Raw genomic sequence first — 15,795 nt, forward strand, 5'->3', positions numbered from 1 at the left:
CTTCCAAGGGAGGGCCCCAAAGGGCTCTGCCCTCTGGACACCCGTTAAGTGCAACTGGCGTGAGCGAACCGGCTTCTGGTGTCCAGAAACGATTGAGGAAGGATCGCTTTCGTCCCTTTCAGGGACACGCTTTACGGTTGGAGGTGTTTAGGGACAATGTAAAGTGAATGGTTACTTAAAGGAACGAGCGAATCAATAAGCCACATTTGAGTAGATGCGATTAGGGTCAACTGAATCATCTACACTTACGCATACCAAGCTCACGACACGTTCGGAACAGACTTAAGTGTAGTTTGTGCAGCTATTTCGTTGAATAAAGGCGATTTTGGAGGTTTCCGGCAATAATAGATGCACAGAGTGCAGGTAAAACCTGCAACTGAGCTCATTCGCAGGTTTTAGTTGCACAAATTACAGTTATTTTTGGCACGGCTTCTTTACCTTTTATTAACTCCCGCGTACAACGGGTACAGCTTAGTTACTTTATCCGTCCAGCTTACTATTAGCTCATGTAACATGGTTACTTACAAGACTTCAGTACCTTACAGCACTCATAGCTCTCTTTCATACACCGCATATAACACCTTTGTTTTACTAGTGTAGCCTACTTATAGCGTATTTAACACTATTACTTCACTAGCATTGGCTTATCAAGAGAGACTTCCATAAGTAAAGACCTGTATTACGCAAGCGTATGCTGAAGGTCCTCGGCTGCACAGTTCTGGGCATCATGGGAATGGCGGCAGTAGAAATTGATTTTACCGTTTGTCTGTACCGGCTCATTGCCCAGGTAGCTCTTGATCATGTCGATATCATGCGACACCATCAGGAAGGTCATGTGGTGATGGGCATGCATATGGAAGATGAGCTCAAAAAATCCGGCCTGTGTCTCCGCATCAATTCCAACCGTAGGTTCGTCCAGAATCAGCAGATCCGGATGGTTAATCAGCGCACGGGCCAGGAAGACGCGCTGCTGCTGGCCGCCGGAGAGCTGACCGACTCGTTTGTCCGCAATATCCTGAATCCGCATCACTTCCAGCGCGTCGTCACACTGGCGGTGCTGGGCTTTGGATACACGGCGGATCAGGTTTTTGTTATTGTAAAGTCCGGACAGCACAACCTCGCGTACCGTTGCCGGGAACAGCGGGTTAAAGGCATTCTTCTGCGGAACATAGCCGATCCGCTCCCAGTCTTTGAATTTGCGTACAGACTGGCCGAACAGCTTGATATCGCCGCTGGTTGGCGGCAGCAGGCCCACAATCATTTTCATCAAAGTGGTTTTACCCGCGCCGTTGGAACCTATAATGCCAAGGAAATCCCGTTCCTTCACGGTGTAACTCAGACCGGAAATGACCTTCTGCTCTCCGTAAGAGAAGGACAAATCCTCTATTTCGATCATATGCTGATGGCAGTCCAGGGATACCGGTTGCATGATGTGTACCGCCTTTCACTTATACTTTCCTTACTATTGTAAAGCCAGAATCAGATTTTGCAAATTTTTCTCCATTAAAGTGAAATAATTATCGCCGTTCTTCTCCTGGGCTTCAGTAAGACCTTCAACCGGATTAAGCACCATAGTCTCTACTCCGGCTTCAGCCGCCAGTGTTTTAGCCAGCTTATCGGAGACAAGCTCTTCAAAGAAGATGTACTTGATGCCTTCATCCTTAACCAGGTTCGCCAGATTCACGAGGTCCTGCCCGCGCGGCTCAGCATCCGGCGACAATCCCATGATTGCGTGCTGGCTCAGACCGTAATCACGGGCCAGATAAGCAAAAGCCTGATGAGAAACGACAATTTCTTTGTTCGGAAGCTTCGCAAGCTCCGTCTCGAATTTGCTGTCAAGAGCCTGCAGGCGGTCAGCCAGCTTGCTGTAACGCTCTTCATAGCCTGCTTCATGCTCTGGATCAGCAGCAATCAGGCTGTTCTTAATGTTCTCAGCCATGATCAGCGCTGATTTTGGGCTTACCCATGTGTGCGGGTCCGTATGCAGGCTGTCCCCGGCTGCCTCTTCCGCATGATTATCAGCATGTTCTTCCTCAGCATGAGCCTCTTCCGCATGCTCATCTTCAGTGTGCTCGTGTTCGTGAGCCTCTTCAGCATGCTCATCTTCGGCGTGGGCTTCTCCGCCATGGTTGTGACCATCATCCTCGTCAGTCATGATGTAGTCTACTCCCTCACTGACTGCAACAGCCTTAACTTCACTGCCCTTGTCCAGACTCTTCAAAAAATTCGGCACCCAGCCCTCAAGTCCTGCGCCGTTGTACAGAAACAGCTGTGACTTCGAAGTGTTAATGATATCCTGGCTCCGCGGAGTCCAGTCATGCGGCTCTACCCCTACTGGAAGTAAATTAATTGCATTGATGTCATCCCCGCCAATTTCACTTGTGAATTCATATATAGGATAGAAAGTAGTCACGACATTCACTTTACCCTCAACAATGCTTCCGCTAGTCTTAGCTCCGCATGCCGTAAGCACCAGCAGTGCCAGCAATGCCGGCATGAGCAGCAATTTCTTGTTCAACCCTGTGAAAAACATATTCTCTATCGACCCCTTAAATCGTAAATTTTACTATGAGCATTATAATAGTAATCGTTACGATAAGTCAACACCGAACTCTCCCGCTAAAAGAAATCTGCTGCAGCCTGCCTGCCACACAGCTAATGAAGAACATCCTCCCTGTCAGAACAAAAGAACGCCTGCAGCCGCTGAAAGCCCCCTTGTCTGATCAACAAGGGCTTTTCATCTCGGCATGCGGCGTTCTTCTATATGTTTTGGTTCTTATTTTAATTCCGGGTTACTTCACAACGGCTCCGTTAGGCATGCTGTCCGGAACAGTGGCGATGGTCAGCTGGTCGCCTTTGGAGGCTGCCAGTATCATGCCCTGGGACAGTTCACCTCGCAGCTTCACAGGCTTCAGATTAACGATGCAGATCACCTTGCGGCCCACCAGTTCTTCCGGGGTATAGAACTTGGCAATGCCTGATACCACCTGGCGCTGCTCATAACCGAGATCCAGCTGCAGCTTCAGCAGCTTGTCAGCCTTCTTCACCGGCTCAGCCGCGATCACCTGGGCTACGCGCAGTTCAGCCTTAGCGAAGTCGTCGATGCCGATCTCTTCCTTATGCTCTTCCTCCGGCTCAGCCGCATTTCCAGCAGCCTCAGCTGCGGCTGGCGCTGCTTCAGGCTCAGCTGCTACCAGCTTGCCTGCACCCATCGCTTCAGCGATGTAGGCTACTTCTACGGCTACGTCAAGCCGCGGGAAAATCGGATCGCCCTTGGCAAGCTTCGTACCGGCCGGAATCAGGCCGAAGGTACGTCCGCTGTCCCAGGTAGTCAGCCCGCCCGGCTGAATGCCCAGCTGCTCCCAGATCTTGGCCGGAGCACCGGTCAGGAACGGCTGCAGCAGGATTGAAGCGGTGCGCAGACCTTCCACCAGGTGTCTCATGACGGAGGCCAGCTCGCCGTTTCTGCTCTCATCCTTAGCCAGCACCCACGGCTGGGTTTCGTCGATGTATTTGTTCGTGCGGCTGATCAGCGCGCCGATAGCAGTCAGTGCAACGGAAAATTCCATCTTCTCCATCGCTTCTTCCACCTTGGCATAGGTGCTCTCAACAGCAGCTTCCAGCTCACCGTCGAATGCAGTCACTTTACCGGCGTAAGCCGGCAGCTCGCCGCCGAAGTATTTCTCAACCATAGCTCCGGTACGGTTCAGCAGGTTGCCGAGGTCGTTCGCCAGGTCGTAGTTGATCCGGTCGACGAAGCTTTCCGGAGTAAAGGTGCCGTCGGAGCCAAATGGAACCTCACGCAGCAGGTAGTAACGCAGCGCATCCAGACCGTAACGGTCAATCAGGGTCACCGGATCTACTACGTTCCCTTTGGATTTAGACATTTTTCCGTCCTTCATCAGCAGCCAGCCGTGGGCAAACACCTTCTTCGGCAGCGGTTCGCCCAGCGCCATCAGGATGATCGGCCAGTAGATCGTGTGGAAACGCACAATCTCCTTACCGACAATATGCACATCCGCCGGCCAGAATTTGTCATAAAGGCTGCGGTCGGCAGAACCGTAACCCAGGGCGGTAATGTAGTTAGTCAGCGCATCAATCCATACATACACTACATGCTTGGCATCACCTTTTACCTTAACACCCCAGTCAAAGGTTGTCCGGGAAACGGCGAGATCCTCCAGACCCGGCTTGATGAAGTTATTGATCATCTCATTCTTACGCGATTCCGGCAGAATGAACTCCGGGTTCTCTTCGTAGAACTTAAGCAGGCGGTCAGCATATTTGCTCATCCGGAAGAAATAGCTTTCTTCTTTTACCAGCTCAACCGGGTGTCCGCTGTCCGGGCTTTTACCGCCGGTAATGTTCCCGTCCGCATCACGCTCAATATCCACCAGCTGTGTCTCCGTGTAGAAGGTTTCGTCAGAGATACAGTACCAGCCTTCATATTCACCTTTGTAGATATCGCCCTGCTGCAGCAGCCGGTCAAAGATGTCCGCAACTATTGTCTTGTGGCGTTCCTCGGTAGTACGGATGAAATCGTCATTGGAAATGTCCAGCTTACGCCAGAGCTCCTTGATCCCTACCACAATACCGTCAACAAATTCCTGAGGTGTCTTGCCGGCCTTGGCAGCCTTTTCTTCAATCTTCTGGCCATGCTCATCTGTACCCGTCAGATAACGCACCTCGTAGCCGCGCAGCCGCTTGTAGCGGGCCATTGCATCACCGGCTACAGTCGAGTAAGCATGCCCGATATGCAGCTTATCGCTTGGATAGTAGATAGGGGTTGTCAGATAAAATGTTTTGTTCTCACTCATTGATCCTGTTCATCCTTTCGTAATGGCACAATCTTATACAGCTCAATTCACGCAAAAAAACTCCCGCCCCTATTATGGGGCGAGAGTTAACTCACGCGATACCACCCAAAGTTCCCCGGCCCCTCACAGAGCACAGGCTTATTCAGTTCCTTATTCAAGAACTGTCCATTAACGCTGGATCACGCCGTGTTCTTACAACAGCTGCTCATTTCAGCAGCCCCTGCTCGGACACAGTTCCTCCCGGACCATCTTCAATCTGTGTACCATACCGGTTTCCAGCGCTCCCGGCTCTCTGCAATGGCCAACCTGATCTACTCATCCGTTCCTCGGAATGCATATGATTCTCCAAAATATACCCAACAATCAGCCATCCTGTCAAGTCGGCCGGACAGCCCCTTCATCAGGCGGCTGGTTCTCTCGCGGCGGGACAGGATCAAGACCTCCCGGATGGAAGGGATGGCATCTGGCAATCCGCTTTGCGGCCAGCCAGGAGCCCTTCACCGGGCCGTGCACTTCTATCGCCTCCAGCGCGTACGCCGAGCAGGTCGGATAGAACCGGCAGGTCGCAGGCTTCAGCGGGGATATGAATTTGCGGTACACCCTGATCGGCGCCTGGACCGTTTTGCGCAGGTCCGGCATATCAGCGGCCTTCTTTACTGTGGGCTGCAAGCGCAGATTCTGCTTCCTTGCCGCTCTCACAGTCTTTGCAGTAACCGAACACCTCAAATTTATGCTTGACTACCCGGAACTGGTCCGGAGTATCCGTTAAATTCATCGGGCAGAAATGAATCGGGTAAGTCTTCATGCATTGAAGGCAGATCATATGATGGTGATGGTGATCCTGATTACAGCTGGCCTTGAATTTGACGCCGTCCTCGAAGACGACCTGTTCAAGAACACCCAGCTCCTCCATCACCCGCAGGTTGCGGTAGACCGTGTCGAAGCTGAGACCGCTGTATTTGCGTCCCATATAATCATAGACATCCTTCGCCGACAAATATCCCGTATTCTCGCCGAACAACTTGGCAAGTGTCTTGCGCTGATCGGTGATTCGCAGCCCCTGCCCCGACATAGCTTCCAGTATTTGTTCTGTCGACAGCATTTGCTCATCTCCCATACATAATTCATTACTGTTACACTCTCTTTATAATGCCCCAAAACCTTTTCCCCGTCAATCAAGCAGGTCTACCCTGATTACGTTCATGCCGTAGTTATGCCGGAATCACGAACATCTGCAGCCAAAACAGGCTAAAGCCGTCTCAAGGAGGGCTTTAGCCTGTTTTATCCATGCCAGACTACTGACTGCTACTCTTTCAATGCCGGCAGTGGGGTAAATACAAAGTTCACCGGCAGATTGCTTCCGGATGCTACCGAGAATACAATCTCCACTGAGCTTTCAAAGCCGGCGGAACGGTATACAACGGCATTCATATCAGAGCTGGACAGGCTGCCTTTGTTCGGCAGATTGACGAGTGTATTGTTCACCAGCAGTGAACCAAGATAGTTACCTCCGCGCGGATTAAACGTAATCAGCGTATTCGGAGCAACATGTTCAAATCTAATTTTGTACAGCACCCCGAAGTTCCCGGCATTTGAAGCTTCCGTTCCAGTCATCGGGTCGATGCCGACCAGATTCAGGTCATTCCTGTTATCACCCAGAATCAGCTTCGACTGTGTTGTTCCGACCACATCACTCACAGTGATAATCCGGGTGGAATCCGGATAGGTTCCGCGGTTGTGCACACCGTCACGGTCCAGAACCGGCAGTGTAGGCAGAAGGGCTATCGGGTCCTTGCTCTCTTCGACCATCACCACATTGTATTGAACGGTAAGATCACTGAACAGATCGGCACTAAGCGAGAGAACCTCGCCCGGCTTCATCGCTATTTTGTTAATATCAGTAAGGATAGCTCTGCTCTCACCCGGCAGCAGGGTGGTCGTGCTGTATTTCTCATTTGTAAGCATTGAATTGTAGTATTTTTGAATCGAAATTTTACCAGTATACTCCGGAGAAGTGACCGGACCGGCAATCCCGGAATACTGCGTTGTAATTGTCGTAGGATACATGTTGTTGTTGGTTGCAATAACATACAGCTTCTGTCTGGTAGACATGTTGTTCAGGTGATGAACAAGGAAGCGGGTATTGCCGACCGAGGTTTCACGGTACAGTACGCCTTCCTGGTTCACCGTTTCCGGGCTGTTGCTGCGGATCAGCTTATAATTCTCCGAGGACAAATTATACGTCAGATTAGTCAGGCCGGGGATCATTCCGCCGTCCATAGTAATAACGTCGCCTGGCAGAGTGAACAGCTTCGCTACTTCATCCTGGGTATACAGCTGCTCGCTGGTGATGTTAATCGTCTTCTCAAAGGTGCTGCTCAGCCCGTGCTTATCTGTTACTTTCAGCTGGATTGATACCGGACCCGGGTTAAAGAAGGCCAGCGCGCGGTTCGTCCATTCTGCTGTAAGCTCTTCATACTCCGGATCATAGCTGAGATCAGTCAGGGTGATCGGCTCACCCATTTTGTATTCTTCTTTGTTGGTGGTGAAATTAGCGACTGGCGGCTGGTTAGGCTGTACGACCTTAATCGTTACGGAATAAGGATCACTCCACTGCCCGTTCGCATCTACCACAGAATACGTGACGGTATAATACCCGGGCTGATCATAAATATCCTGTTTATTATCACTCCAGCGCTCATCCACAATAGGCGTACCGTTCGGTGAAGAGCTGGAAGTGGTGTAGTTAATATAAGTCTGGCCGGCAAAAATCTCGGTCGGCTGTACGCTGAATATTGCTGTCGGCTTGGTGTTGAGCGTCAAAATAACACGTTTGCCTACATTATCGACGGTATAAGGAAGGTTCAGGGCAGCTGTAATTGAGGTCAGCGGAACCATAAAGGTACCCATGAACTGGTAAGCAGGGCCTTTCATTGTTACTTTAGTGCCGTTGACAGTATAAATTTTGCTATCTGTCTTAAAGCGCATTACACTGCTGCCTTTGGTTACAACAACTTCTTTTGTTTTAGCTTCATAGGTATAGCTTACGCCGACCATTTCGACCATCGCACGGATAGAAACGTAGGATACCCCGTTCTTCACGGCCATCGGCTGGTTAGCCAGATAGGATATTCCGTTTTTGTACATTTGCCGGCTGTTCATATGCAGGATTAACTGGTTTGCAGCGGTTCCATAAACAGCGTTTACCGGACTCTGCGGCTGAACAACGGTTCCGTCCGTAGCAGCAGGAGCGGCCGTCTCCGTTGAGGCTGGCGCCGCAGTAGCCGAAGGATCAGCAGTTGCAGCAGGATCTGCATTAATACCCGGATTCGGAGTAGCTGTTGGTACCGGTGTAGCTGTTGATGTAACTGTCCCTGCTGGAATCTCACTCGGCAGCGGATCAGTGGCTTCAGGCTGAACAGCAGTAGCCTCGCTTGGCTGAATAGCTTGAGCTGTACTTACAGTGCCGGTTACTCCGGCGGTGCTTACCGGTATGGCATAAGCCGGTACCGCAGCTGCAGCTTGTGTTACTGCAAGCGCAGCGACTAACGTTAATTTCTTCAAATTCATGGTATGACTCCTTCTGCTCCCATTAGTAAGTTTATAAGGCAGTTCTGTTCTCTATCTGCTTCTTATATTCCCCATATTACAAAAAGCTTGAACAACCACAGGCATGACGCAATTAGAGCCACGGTCTTTTAACAAAACATAGTATTAGACGCACCGCACCTGAAAAAGTTTCATTTTATGTAAAGAAAAAAACAAAGACGATCCCCTTCATCTGCAGGTTAATCGCCTTTGCCTTACGCATTAAATGAGTCTTTATATTGGTTACCCTTCTGTACAGCATCTATCCTGGATAATACAGACAGTCAGCGATCTGCGGCATTATCCTTCAGGTCACGGTATTCTTTCGGCGTCATCCCCGTCTGCTTCTGAAACACTTTGGTGAAATAACGCCGCTCCTGATAGCCCACACCTGCGCTGATCGCCGCAATGCTTTTGTCCGTGCTGGCAAGCATGAACTTAGCCGCTTCAATCCGCTGCTGGGTTACATATTCAACAAAGGTTAATGCAAACCTGTTCTTGAATAAAAGACTGAAATAACTGCTGCTGATGCCGATTTTACCCGCAACCTCCTCTATACCCAGATCATGGTTCAGCCGCTCGGAAATATATTTTACCGCCTGGTTCATCAGCTGCTCCGGTGTTTTCTTATGTGTCTCCTCACCGGCAGGCAGCTCCTGAAACAGCGGAATGCTGTTATACAGCTTATCCTTATACTGCCTGCTGCGGATCTGCGTACCAATGTTGCGCACCTTGTTACCCAGCTCCTCGTAGTGAATCGGCTTGCAGATATATTCTTTGACTCCGAGCCGGATCGCTTCCCGGGCATAATCGAATTCCTGATAGCCGCTAAGCAGCAGCACCTCACTCTCAATACCCATTTCCCGCAGCTTACCGACAAAGGTAAGACCGTCCATAACCGGCATACAGATGTCGCAGAGCACCAGATCCGGCGCCTCCACCTCTGCAATCCTGAGCGCCTCCATCCCGCTGCGCGCCATGCCTGCAACCTCCATCCCCATTTCCTGCCACGGCAGCACCCGCTTGAGATTGTTCAGGATAGGGGCTTCATCGTCAACCAGCAGTACCTTTAGCATAATGATCTTCCCCCTGCTCATATTTGGGAATGACGCATTGGATGACCGTTCCGGTACCCGGGCTGGCACAGATAAAGATGCCGTACCGGTTGCCGTACTCAATACGGATACGGTCAGCCACACTGCGGACGCCCAGGCCCCGCCGTTCCTCGTGCCGGACGCCCTCTCCGTTCCGGCCGGGAGACTCCGTCTCAACCGGATCATGGACCATGTACTGAAAGATGGACAGCTGGGCCGGCGTCATGCCGATTCCGTTATCCTGTATCCGCAGGATCAGATTTCCGCGTTCCTCCCAGACTGTCACTTTTACCAGGCCATGGTATCCGATCCCCTCAAAGCCGTGCTGAATGCTGTTCTCCACCAAAGGCTGGAGCGTAAGCTTCAAAATGCCGCAGCCCAGCAGCTCATCCGGGATCTCAATCTCATAATCAAACAGATCCTCGAACCGGAACTTCTGGATATCCAGATAATTGCGCAGATGGGTAATCTCCTCCTGCAGCGTAATTTCGTCACGGTCCTGAATACTGATCCGCAGGATACCGGCCAGCCGGTAGACCATCTCACTGACCTTTCGCCCCTCATTCTGCACCGCCAGCACATTGATCGATTCCAGTGTATTGAACAGAAAATGCGGCTTGATCTGCGCCTGCAGCACCCGCATTTCCGCCTGGTTTTTGCGGTGCTGCTCGACCTGAATCCGGTTGAACAACATTTGGATCTTGTTCATCAAATCGTTGATGCCTCTGGCCAGCAGGGTCATTTCGTCGTTGCCCTTTTCCTCTACCCTTGTTGTCAGGTCGCCCTCCTCTACCCGGCGCATGAAGCGGACAATGACGGCGATTCCGCCGGCAATCCGGTTCATAAAGAACAGGTTGAAAATGACCGCTGCCAGAAGACACAGAAAGATCACGGCCATGAACCAGCGGGCGAACACCGTCACCTCACGGGACAGGGAGTCCCATGAGGTGACCGAGACGAGGCTCCAGGGATAGTCTTTGAGATGATAGACGGACAGGATGCTTTTATCACCGGCGAACTCTGTTCTGAAGCTCTGGAAGCCCGGCTTATACGTTATTTTTTTAGCGGTAAAAGCGCTCAAATCCTGCCCGTCCAGACCGTGGTCCGGATCAAGCAGGATCATCCCGTTATCATTCACCAGCATAAAGGATACCTTCTGGCTGCTGTCGCCTATTTTCAGATTACGGAAGATTGATTCGAACTCCCAGTTTTTGATCTGGACCACCAGAATACCGATATCCTGGAAAAAGCTAAGCTCTTTAATCAGGCGAATCTGCGTAAATACCGGCTCAGTTCCGGTAAGCTCAGGATATTCATGCGGCGCCAGCCACTTGGGTACTCCATTAAGCTCCATTACTTCCTGGTACAGCTCACTTCCCTTAAATTTCTCGTATGGAAGCGTCCGGAAGTTTTCCTTAGTGAAGATAGAGACAATCTCCGAGCTGCCTTTTCCGTTAAAATTGTACAAAAATGCATAGCTGATCGACGGATGATTATAGAGCAGACTGCGGAAATTGCGCTGGCTGGCATTCAGGCTGAGCTGCTCGGCATCCGTCAAGTCCTGCTTGGAGGGATCCTCCGCACTGAGCGCCATATGGAACACTGAGGTGGCGATCCCGTTATCCGTTACATTGTTCATATCCTTGAACACATTAGAGATGCTGTAGCTGATTGCTTTGAGTGAATACTCGGATTGCTGGCTGTATTTCTTCTCAATGGAGTTATACGTGACGAAGAACATAATCATACCAAGGGTAAAGAGCGGAATAATGATCAGGCCCAAAAAAGCAGTAAATAATTTATAGCGCAAATTCATGAGCTGCGCTCCTGACTGTAGTTAGGTTAGCCCTTTACGCTGCCCGCCGTTACACCTTCAATTATTTTCTCCTGCAAAATGGCATAGATGATAACCACAGGCAGCACGCTGTAGACGATACCGGCGGACATCTGCGCATAATTCATCTGATACTGATCACGGAATTGGACCATTCCCACCGGAAGCGTGCGCAGCTCATCATTGGAAAGAAAATAGTTAGCCAGCAAAAACTCATTCCAATTTCCCAGGAAATTGACGATGAATACTGTAACCATGGCGGGAACCGTCAGAGGTACAATAATTTTAGCAAAGATGCCAGGGGCCTTCAACCCATCCATTACCGCTGCTTCCTCAATTTCACTGGGAAGTGAACGCATGAAGGCAGCGAGAATGATGACCGTAAACGGGATCGCATTGGCAATATACGGAACAATAAGCGCCCAGTGGGTGTTCAGAATATGCAGCTTACGTACAATTGTATAGATCGGCAGCATTAGCGCGTTGTTCGGAATCAGCATTCCGACCAGTACAAACGAGTACAGCAGTATATTCCAGCGGCCGTGGCGCATCCGGGTAACAGCGAACGCGAACATACCAGCCAGCATAATGGATACAACCGAAGCAAAGACCGATATATATAAGCTGTTAAAAAAGTACGTACTGATCTTCGCATTGACCCAGGCTTCCACATAGTTATTAAATACGAACTCCTTTGGAATGCCGAACGGGTTCAGGGCAATCGAGTTGTTATCCTTTTTTACCGATGAGAAAAGCACAAACAGGAACGGAAACAGTACAACCAGAAGATACCCAAGCAGTGCAGCATGCGGCAGACTTCTTCTCAGGGCGCGCGGCATCAGTATTCAATCCTTTCACTACGCCGGTTGAACAGCAGCTGATACACCACTGTCACGATAAGCGTAAATACGAAGATCAGGACCGCAATCGTATTGCCGTACCCGTATTTAAAGTTCGTGATTGCATACTTGATCATATAGGTGGCCATAACCTCCGTTGAACCGGCCGGTCCGCCTTTGGTCATAACGATGACGATATCGGCAGCCTTCATTGCCCCGGCAATGGAGAGCATGATTACCACCGAAATAATCGGCACAATCAGCGGCAGGGTGATCCGTGTAGCCCGCTGGAAGCCCGTAGCGCCGTCAATTGCGGCCGCTTCGTCAAGCTCTCCGGGAATCGACAGAATCGCTGCAAGCACCATTACAATGTAGAATCCGGTCCACTGCCAGGCGTTGGTGATCAGAATCGACAGCATGGCAAACCGTTCATCAGACAGCCAGTAGACCGGCTCGATCCCGACCAGGCCCAGCAGCTTGTTGAACAAGCCGATATTGGGCTCATAAATAAAGCCCCAGAGGATACCGATGACTGCTGTCGACATAATCGAAGGCATGAACACCGCTGTTTTATACAGGCCCTTGAGTTTCTTCACGTTGGCAATCAGCAGAGAGAACAGGACAATCAGCGGAACCTGGATAAAGACAGAGAACAGAATAAACCAGCCGTTATTCTTCACCGAGATCCAGAAACGGTCATCACCGAGCGCTTTTTCGTAATTCTTCAGGCCGGTCATTTTAACGGTGTCCGATACGCCGTTCCAGCTGGTCAGGCTGTAATAGATGGAGCTGAATATGGGATAGATAAAAAAGATCAGGAACAGGGCAAGTGCAGGAAGAACAAACAGGATGAAGACGAGCGGATTTCTGAGTGCTTTATTCATAACTACCTCCGATGCTAAGAATCTCCGGGAAAGGTCAGGCATTAGAGTAAAAAAATGTACCCTGGAGCAGGCACCAGGGTACATTTCAATGGTTGCCTACTCCACCGCTGCGTTCGCTTCTTCCTGAATTTTCTGCAGCTCTTCGCCCATTTTCTCAGGAGTCGTCTGGCCGCCGATCAGCTTCTGAATCTGGATGTTGCTGATCTCGGTTGTAACATCAGCCTGAACCAGCGAGTCAAATGCCGGGAAGGAGGATGCGGAGTTATTCAGCACCGCTACGATTTCTTTCATCAGATCATCAGTAATATTGGCATCCAGCACCGACTGGTCCAGCTTCATTGCCGGCAGCACGCCATCCTCTACCAGGCCGCGCAGCTGCATTTCTTCGTTGTACATGTTTTTGATGAAGGATTTCACAGCAGCCAGCTGGCGCTCATCCTCACCTGCCGAAGCAGAGAAGCCGTAGCCGTTGTTCACATCACGCATCAGCGCAGTCTGGTCGCCTGCACCGCCGTCAACCGCCGGAATGTTAAAGAAGCCAACCTTGCCGATCAGCCCTTCACCGGACTGGCCGGCTTTGAATACGGAGGATTTCCAGGTTCCGTCATACATCAGAATGGCCTCACCGCTGGTGAATTGAGTCGTATATTCAGCATATTCGAAGCCGAGCTCACCCTTTTTGAAGTAGCCGTTATCGACCCACTCCTTGTATTTGGCGAAGCCCTCAACAACGTTCGGGTCACTCCACTTTGCTTCACCGGTCGCGAATTTCGCTGTAACATCCGGTCCGGCATAACGGGACCACAGATGGTTAGCCAGCATCAGCGGTACCCAGCCGGCTTTGGAAGCACCAGCCAGCGGCACCTTCCCATCCGCTTTAATATCAGCCAGCTGCTGCTCCAGCTCAGCGAAGGTGGCCGGTGCTTTCCAGCCTTTGCTTGCGTAGTATTCCTTGTTATAGAAGAAGCCTTCGCCGGAGCCGCCAATCGGCAGTCCGTAGATTTTGCCTTCATAAGTAAAAGGGTCCAGATTGGAGAATTTGTCCTTGATACCCAGCTCTTCGAGAATAGGAGTAAGATCCAGCAGCTTGCTTTCCTTCGCATAAATCTTGGAATCCGGACTGCCGAAAAGGTCGAATATTTCCGGCGGATTGCCGGCGGCCATCTCTCCGCGCAGCTTCTCTTTACGGTTCACATCCGAATCTACACCATCCAGCTTAAAGGTGAGACCCGGCACCTCTTCCTGCACCTTGCCTACCACATCTTCCAGAATGGCCAGACGCTTTTGCTTGTCAGCACCGACCTGGGTATGGCGGATCGTCATTTCAAAAGGTTCTGTATTCGCAGGCTCTTCTGTAGCAGGGGCATTCGTTGCAGCCGTTCCGCTGTTAGTAGCTGTTGCTTCTTCGTTGTTACCTGTATTATTGTTGTTCCCTCCACAAGCAGTCAACAGCGCAGAAGTAACAAACATCAGGGACAGCAGCATTGTTATCCTTTTTCTCATTACGGGTGACCCTCCCTATTTAATGATTTCCCTTACTTCTTTATTATAGAAAACGCTTTTTGTAATCGTAAGGTTAACATTCCTCTACAACAGGGATAAAAATCTCTTATGTAAGCGAATACACGTCATATATCTTACATCACACGCGATTTAATACGACATAACATTACATTTTCAGCAATAAAAAATCATGGAAACGTCATGTTATCTATACATTGCTTTTGATTTTTTTCATGGACATAAAGATTCATTCTGCTCTCTCCTAACGGATCGCGATTAATCAGACCAGCTCCATATATGTGATTCAATGCCTAATATACCATGAGTTAACTTAATTCAACATGAGTTTTATTGCCTCTTCTACCGCCAAGCAAAAAGCCGCCCCGCAGCAGATATCTGCTGTCAGGAACGGCTTCATTCATCTGTATTCATTATTTAACCAGCGCTGATTCTCTGCGCCCTTCTTCAATCAGGCGGTATGCACGCTGCACTTCCTCATCGCTTGGCGAAGGTACTCCTTCAAGCTCATAAGGACGGCCAAGCTCTTGCCATTTATAAATCCCCATCTGGTGATAAGGCAGGATTTCGAACTTCTCAACCCCGTTCAGGGTTCCGATAAAACGTCCAAGGTTAAGCAGATCTTCTTCCTTATTATGAATGCCGGGTACATATACGTGGCGGATCCACATTTTACGGTTATGATCAGACAGCCAGCGGGCCAGCTTCAAGGTACGGTCATTAGACTTGCCGGTCAGCTTAATATGGGCTTCATCGTCAATATGCTTCAGGTCCAGCAGCACGAGATCGGTAACATCCAGCAGATCGCTGATCTTCGAACCGTCATTGTAGCCGTTGGAATCAAGGGTAGTATGCAGATTCCAGCGCTTCTTAACTTCAGTAAACAGTTGCTTTACGAATTGCGCCTGCAGTGTAGGCTCGCCGCCGGATACGGTAAGACCGCCGCCGGAAGTCTTATAATAGTTCAGGTATGGCTCAATTTCCGCAAGCACTTCTTCGAGCGTCATTTCCTTGCCTTCGTTCAGACCCCAGGTATCCGGGTTATGGCAATACTGGCATTTCAGCAGACAGCCCTGCATAAAAAGCACGAAGCGGATTCCCGGGCCATCCACCGTCCCAAAGGTTTCTAATGAGTGGATATGTCCTTTAACCATATGAGGTCATCCTTTCGAAAAAAACTTAAAATTTTAATCATTTCAAGGCAAGAGTTTACCGCCC

12 protein-coding genes are annotated in these 15,795 nt (G+C 50.1%); all 12 read right to left on the reverse strand.

The genetic code is table 11. From position 1 onward, the window contains the following. Window positions 1–679 precede the first annotated feature (679 nt). The 12 genes from BN3772_RS29210 to pflA all read right to left on the reverse strand — a co-directional run bounded on the left by BN3772_RS29210 (window position 680) and on the right by pflA (window position 15,731). On the reverse strand, window positions 680–1,429 hold the full coding sequence (locus tag BN3772_RS29210; RefSeq protein ID WP_039875261.1) for a metal ABC transporter ATP-binding protein: 750 nt from the start codon (window positions 1,427–1,429) through the stop codon (window positions 680–682). Window positions 1,430–1,462: 33 nt separating this feature from the next. After that, on the reverse strand, window positions 1,463–2,533 hold the full coding sequence (locus BN3772_RS29215; RefSeq protein WP_042204117.1) for a metal ABC transporter solute-binding protein, Zn/Mn family: 1,071 nt from the start codon (window positions 2,531–2,533) through the stop codon (window positions 1,463–1,465). Between the two features lie 259 nt (window positions 2,534–2,792). Continuing rightward, a complete protein-coding gene (gene metG / locus BN3772_RS29220; protein WP_042204119.1) occupies window positions 2,793–4,817 on the reverse strand; it encodes a methionine--tRNA ligase in 2,025 nt (674 codons plus the stop codon). Between the two features lie 375 nt (window positions 4,818–5,192). Beyond that, window positions 5,193–5,456, reverse strand: a complete 264-nt coding sequence (gene yidD, locus BN3772_RS29225) for a membrane protein insertion efficiency factor YidD (protein ID WP_042204120.1) — start codon at window positions 5,454–5,456, stop codon at window positions 5,193–5,195. Window position 5,457: 1 nt separating this feature from the next. Next, complete coding sequence (locus tag BN3772_RS29230; RefSeq protein WP_042204122.1) at window positions 5,458–5,919, reverse strand: Fur family transcriptional regulator; 462 nt, start codon at window positions 5,917–5,919, stop codon at window positions 5,458–5,460. Between the two features lie 203 nt (window positions 5,920–6,122). Next, on the reverse strand, window positions 6,123–8,387 hold the full coding sequence (locus tag BN3772_RS29235; RefSeq protein WP_042204124.1) for a copper amine oxidase N-terminal domain-containing protein: 2,265 nt from the start codon (window positions 8,385–8,387) through the stop codon (window positions 6,123–6,125). Between the two features lie 302 nt (window positions 8,388–8,689). Then, a complete protein-coding gene (locus BN3772_RS29240; RefSeq protein WP_042204125.1) occupies window positions 8,690–9,481 on the reverse strand; it encodes a response regulator transcription factor in 792 nt (263 codons plus the stop codon). Further along, on the reverse strand, window positions 9,459–11,315 hold the full coding sequence (locus tag BN3772_RS29245) for a cache domain-containing sensor histidine kinase (protein WP_042204127.1): 1,857 nt from the start codon (window positions 11,313–11,315) through the stop codon (window positions 9,459–9,461). Before BN3772_RS29245 ends, BN3772_RS29240 begins: the two co-directional genes overlap by 23 nt. A 26-nt stretch (window positions 11,316–11,341) precedes the next feature. Beyond that, window positions 11,342–12,172: a carbohydrate ABC transporter permease gene (locus BN3772_RS29250; RefSeq protein ID WP_042204129.1), complete on the reverse strand. Its 831-nt coding sequence runs from the start codon at window positions 12,170–12,172 to the stop codon at window positions 11,342–11,344. Next, a complete protein-coding gene (locus BN3772_RS29255) occupies window positions 12,172–13,056 on the reverse strand; it encodes a carbohydrate ABC transporter permease (protein ID WP_042204130.1) in 885 nt (294 codons plus the stop codon). The genes BN3772_RS29250 and BN3772_RS29255 overlap by 1 nt, the downstream gene beginning before the upstream one ends. Window positions 13,057–13,152: 96 nt before the next feature. Continuing rightward, window positions 13,153–14,559 (reverse strand): extracellular solute-binding protein, encoded by a 1,407-nt coding sequence (locus BN3772_RS29260; protein ID WP_042204133.1) that lies wholly within the window; start codon window positions 14,557–14,559, stop codon window positions 13,153–13,155. A 431-nt stretch (window positions 14,560–14,990) separates the two neighbouring features. Beyond that, the gene (gene pflA, locus BN3772_RS29265) at window positions 14,991–15,731 is read right to left on the reverse strand and encodes a pyruvate formate-lyase-activating protein (RefSeq protein WP_042204135.1); all 741 of its coding nucleotides are present in this window, start codon (window positions 15,729–15,731) and stop codon (window positions 14,991–14,993) included. Window positions 15,732–15,795: the final 64 nt, after the last annotated feature.

This window comes from Paenibacillus camerounensis, from assembly GCF_000723885.1.
Lineage (GTDB): Bacteria > Bacillota > Bacilli > Paenibacillales > Paenibacillaceae > Paenibacillus_AQ > Paenibacillus_AQ camerounensis.

What these genes read in the sequence shown, in the direction of transcription:
- BN3772_RS29210 (WP_039875261.1), bottom strand. Translation starts at nt 1,429, where the DNA reads ATGCAACCGGTATCCCTGGACTGCCATCAGCATATGATCGAAATAGAG.
- BN3772_RS29215 (WP_042204117.1), bottom strand. Translation starts at nt 2,533, where the DNA reads ATGTTTTTCACAGGGTTGAACAAGAAATTGCTGCTCATGCCGGCATTG.
- metG (WP_042204119.1), bottom strand. Translation starts at nt 4,817, where the DNA reads ATGAGTGAGAACAAAACATTTTATCTGACAACCCCTATCTACTATCCA.
- yidD (WP_042204120.1), bottom strand. Translation starts at nt 5,456, where the DNA reads ATGCCGGACCTGCGCAAAACGGTCCAGGCGCCGATCAGGGTGTACCGC.
- BN3772_RS29230 (WP_042204122.1), bottom strand. Translation starts at nt 5,919, where the DNA reads ATGCTGTCGACAGAACAAATACTGGAAGCTATGTCGGGGCAGGGGCTG.
- BN3772_RS29235 (WP_042204124.1), bottom strand. Translation starts at nt 8,387, where the DNA reads ATGAATTTGAAGAAATTAACGTTAGTCGCTGCGCTTGCAGTAACACAA.
- BN3772_RS29240 (WP_042204125.1), bottom strand. Translation starts at nt 9,481, where the DNA reads ATGCTAAAGGTACTGCTGGTTGACGATGAAGCCCCTATCCTGAACAAT.
- BN3772_RS29245 (WP_042204127.1), bottom strand. Translation starts at nt 11,315, where the DNA reads ATGAATTTGCGCTATAAATTATTTACTGCTTTTTTGGGCCTGATCATT.
- BN3772_RS29250 (WP_042204129.1), bottom strand. Translation starts at nt 12,172, where the DNA reads ATGCCGCGCGCCCTGAGAAGAAGTCTGCCGCATGCTGCACTGCTTGGG.
- BN3772_RS29255 (WP_042204130.1), bottom strand. Translation starts at nt 13,056, where the DNA reads ATGAATAAAGCACTCAGAAATCCGCTCGTCTTCATCCTGTTTGTTCTT.
- BN3772_RS29260 (WP_042204133.1), bottom strand. Translation starts at nt 14,559, where the DNA reads ATGAGAAAAAGGATAACAATGCTGCTGTCCCTGATGTTTGTTACTTCT.
- pflA (WP_042204135.1), bottom strand. Translation starts at nt 15,731, where the DNA reads ATGGTTAAAGGACATATCCACTCATTAGAAACCTTTGGGACGGTGGAT.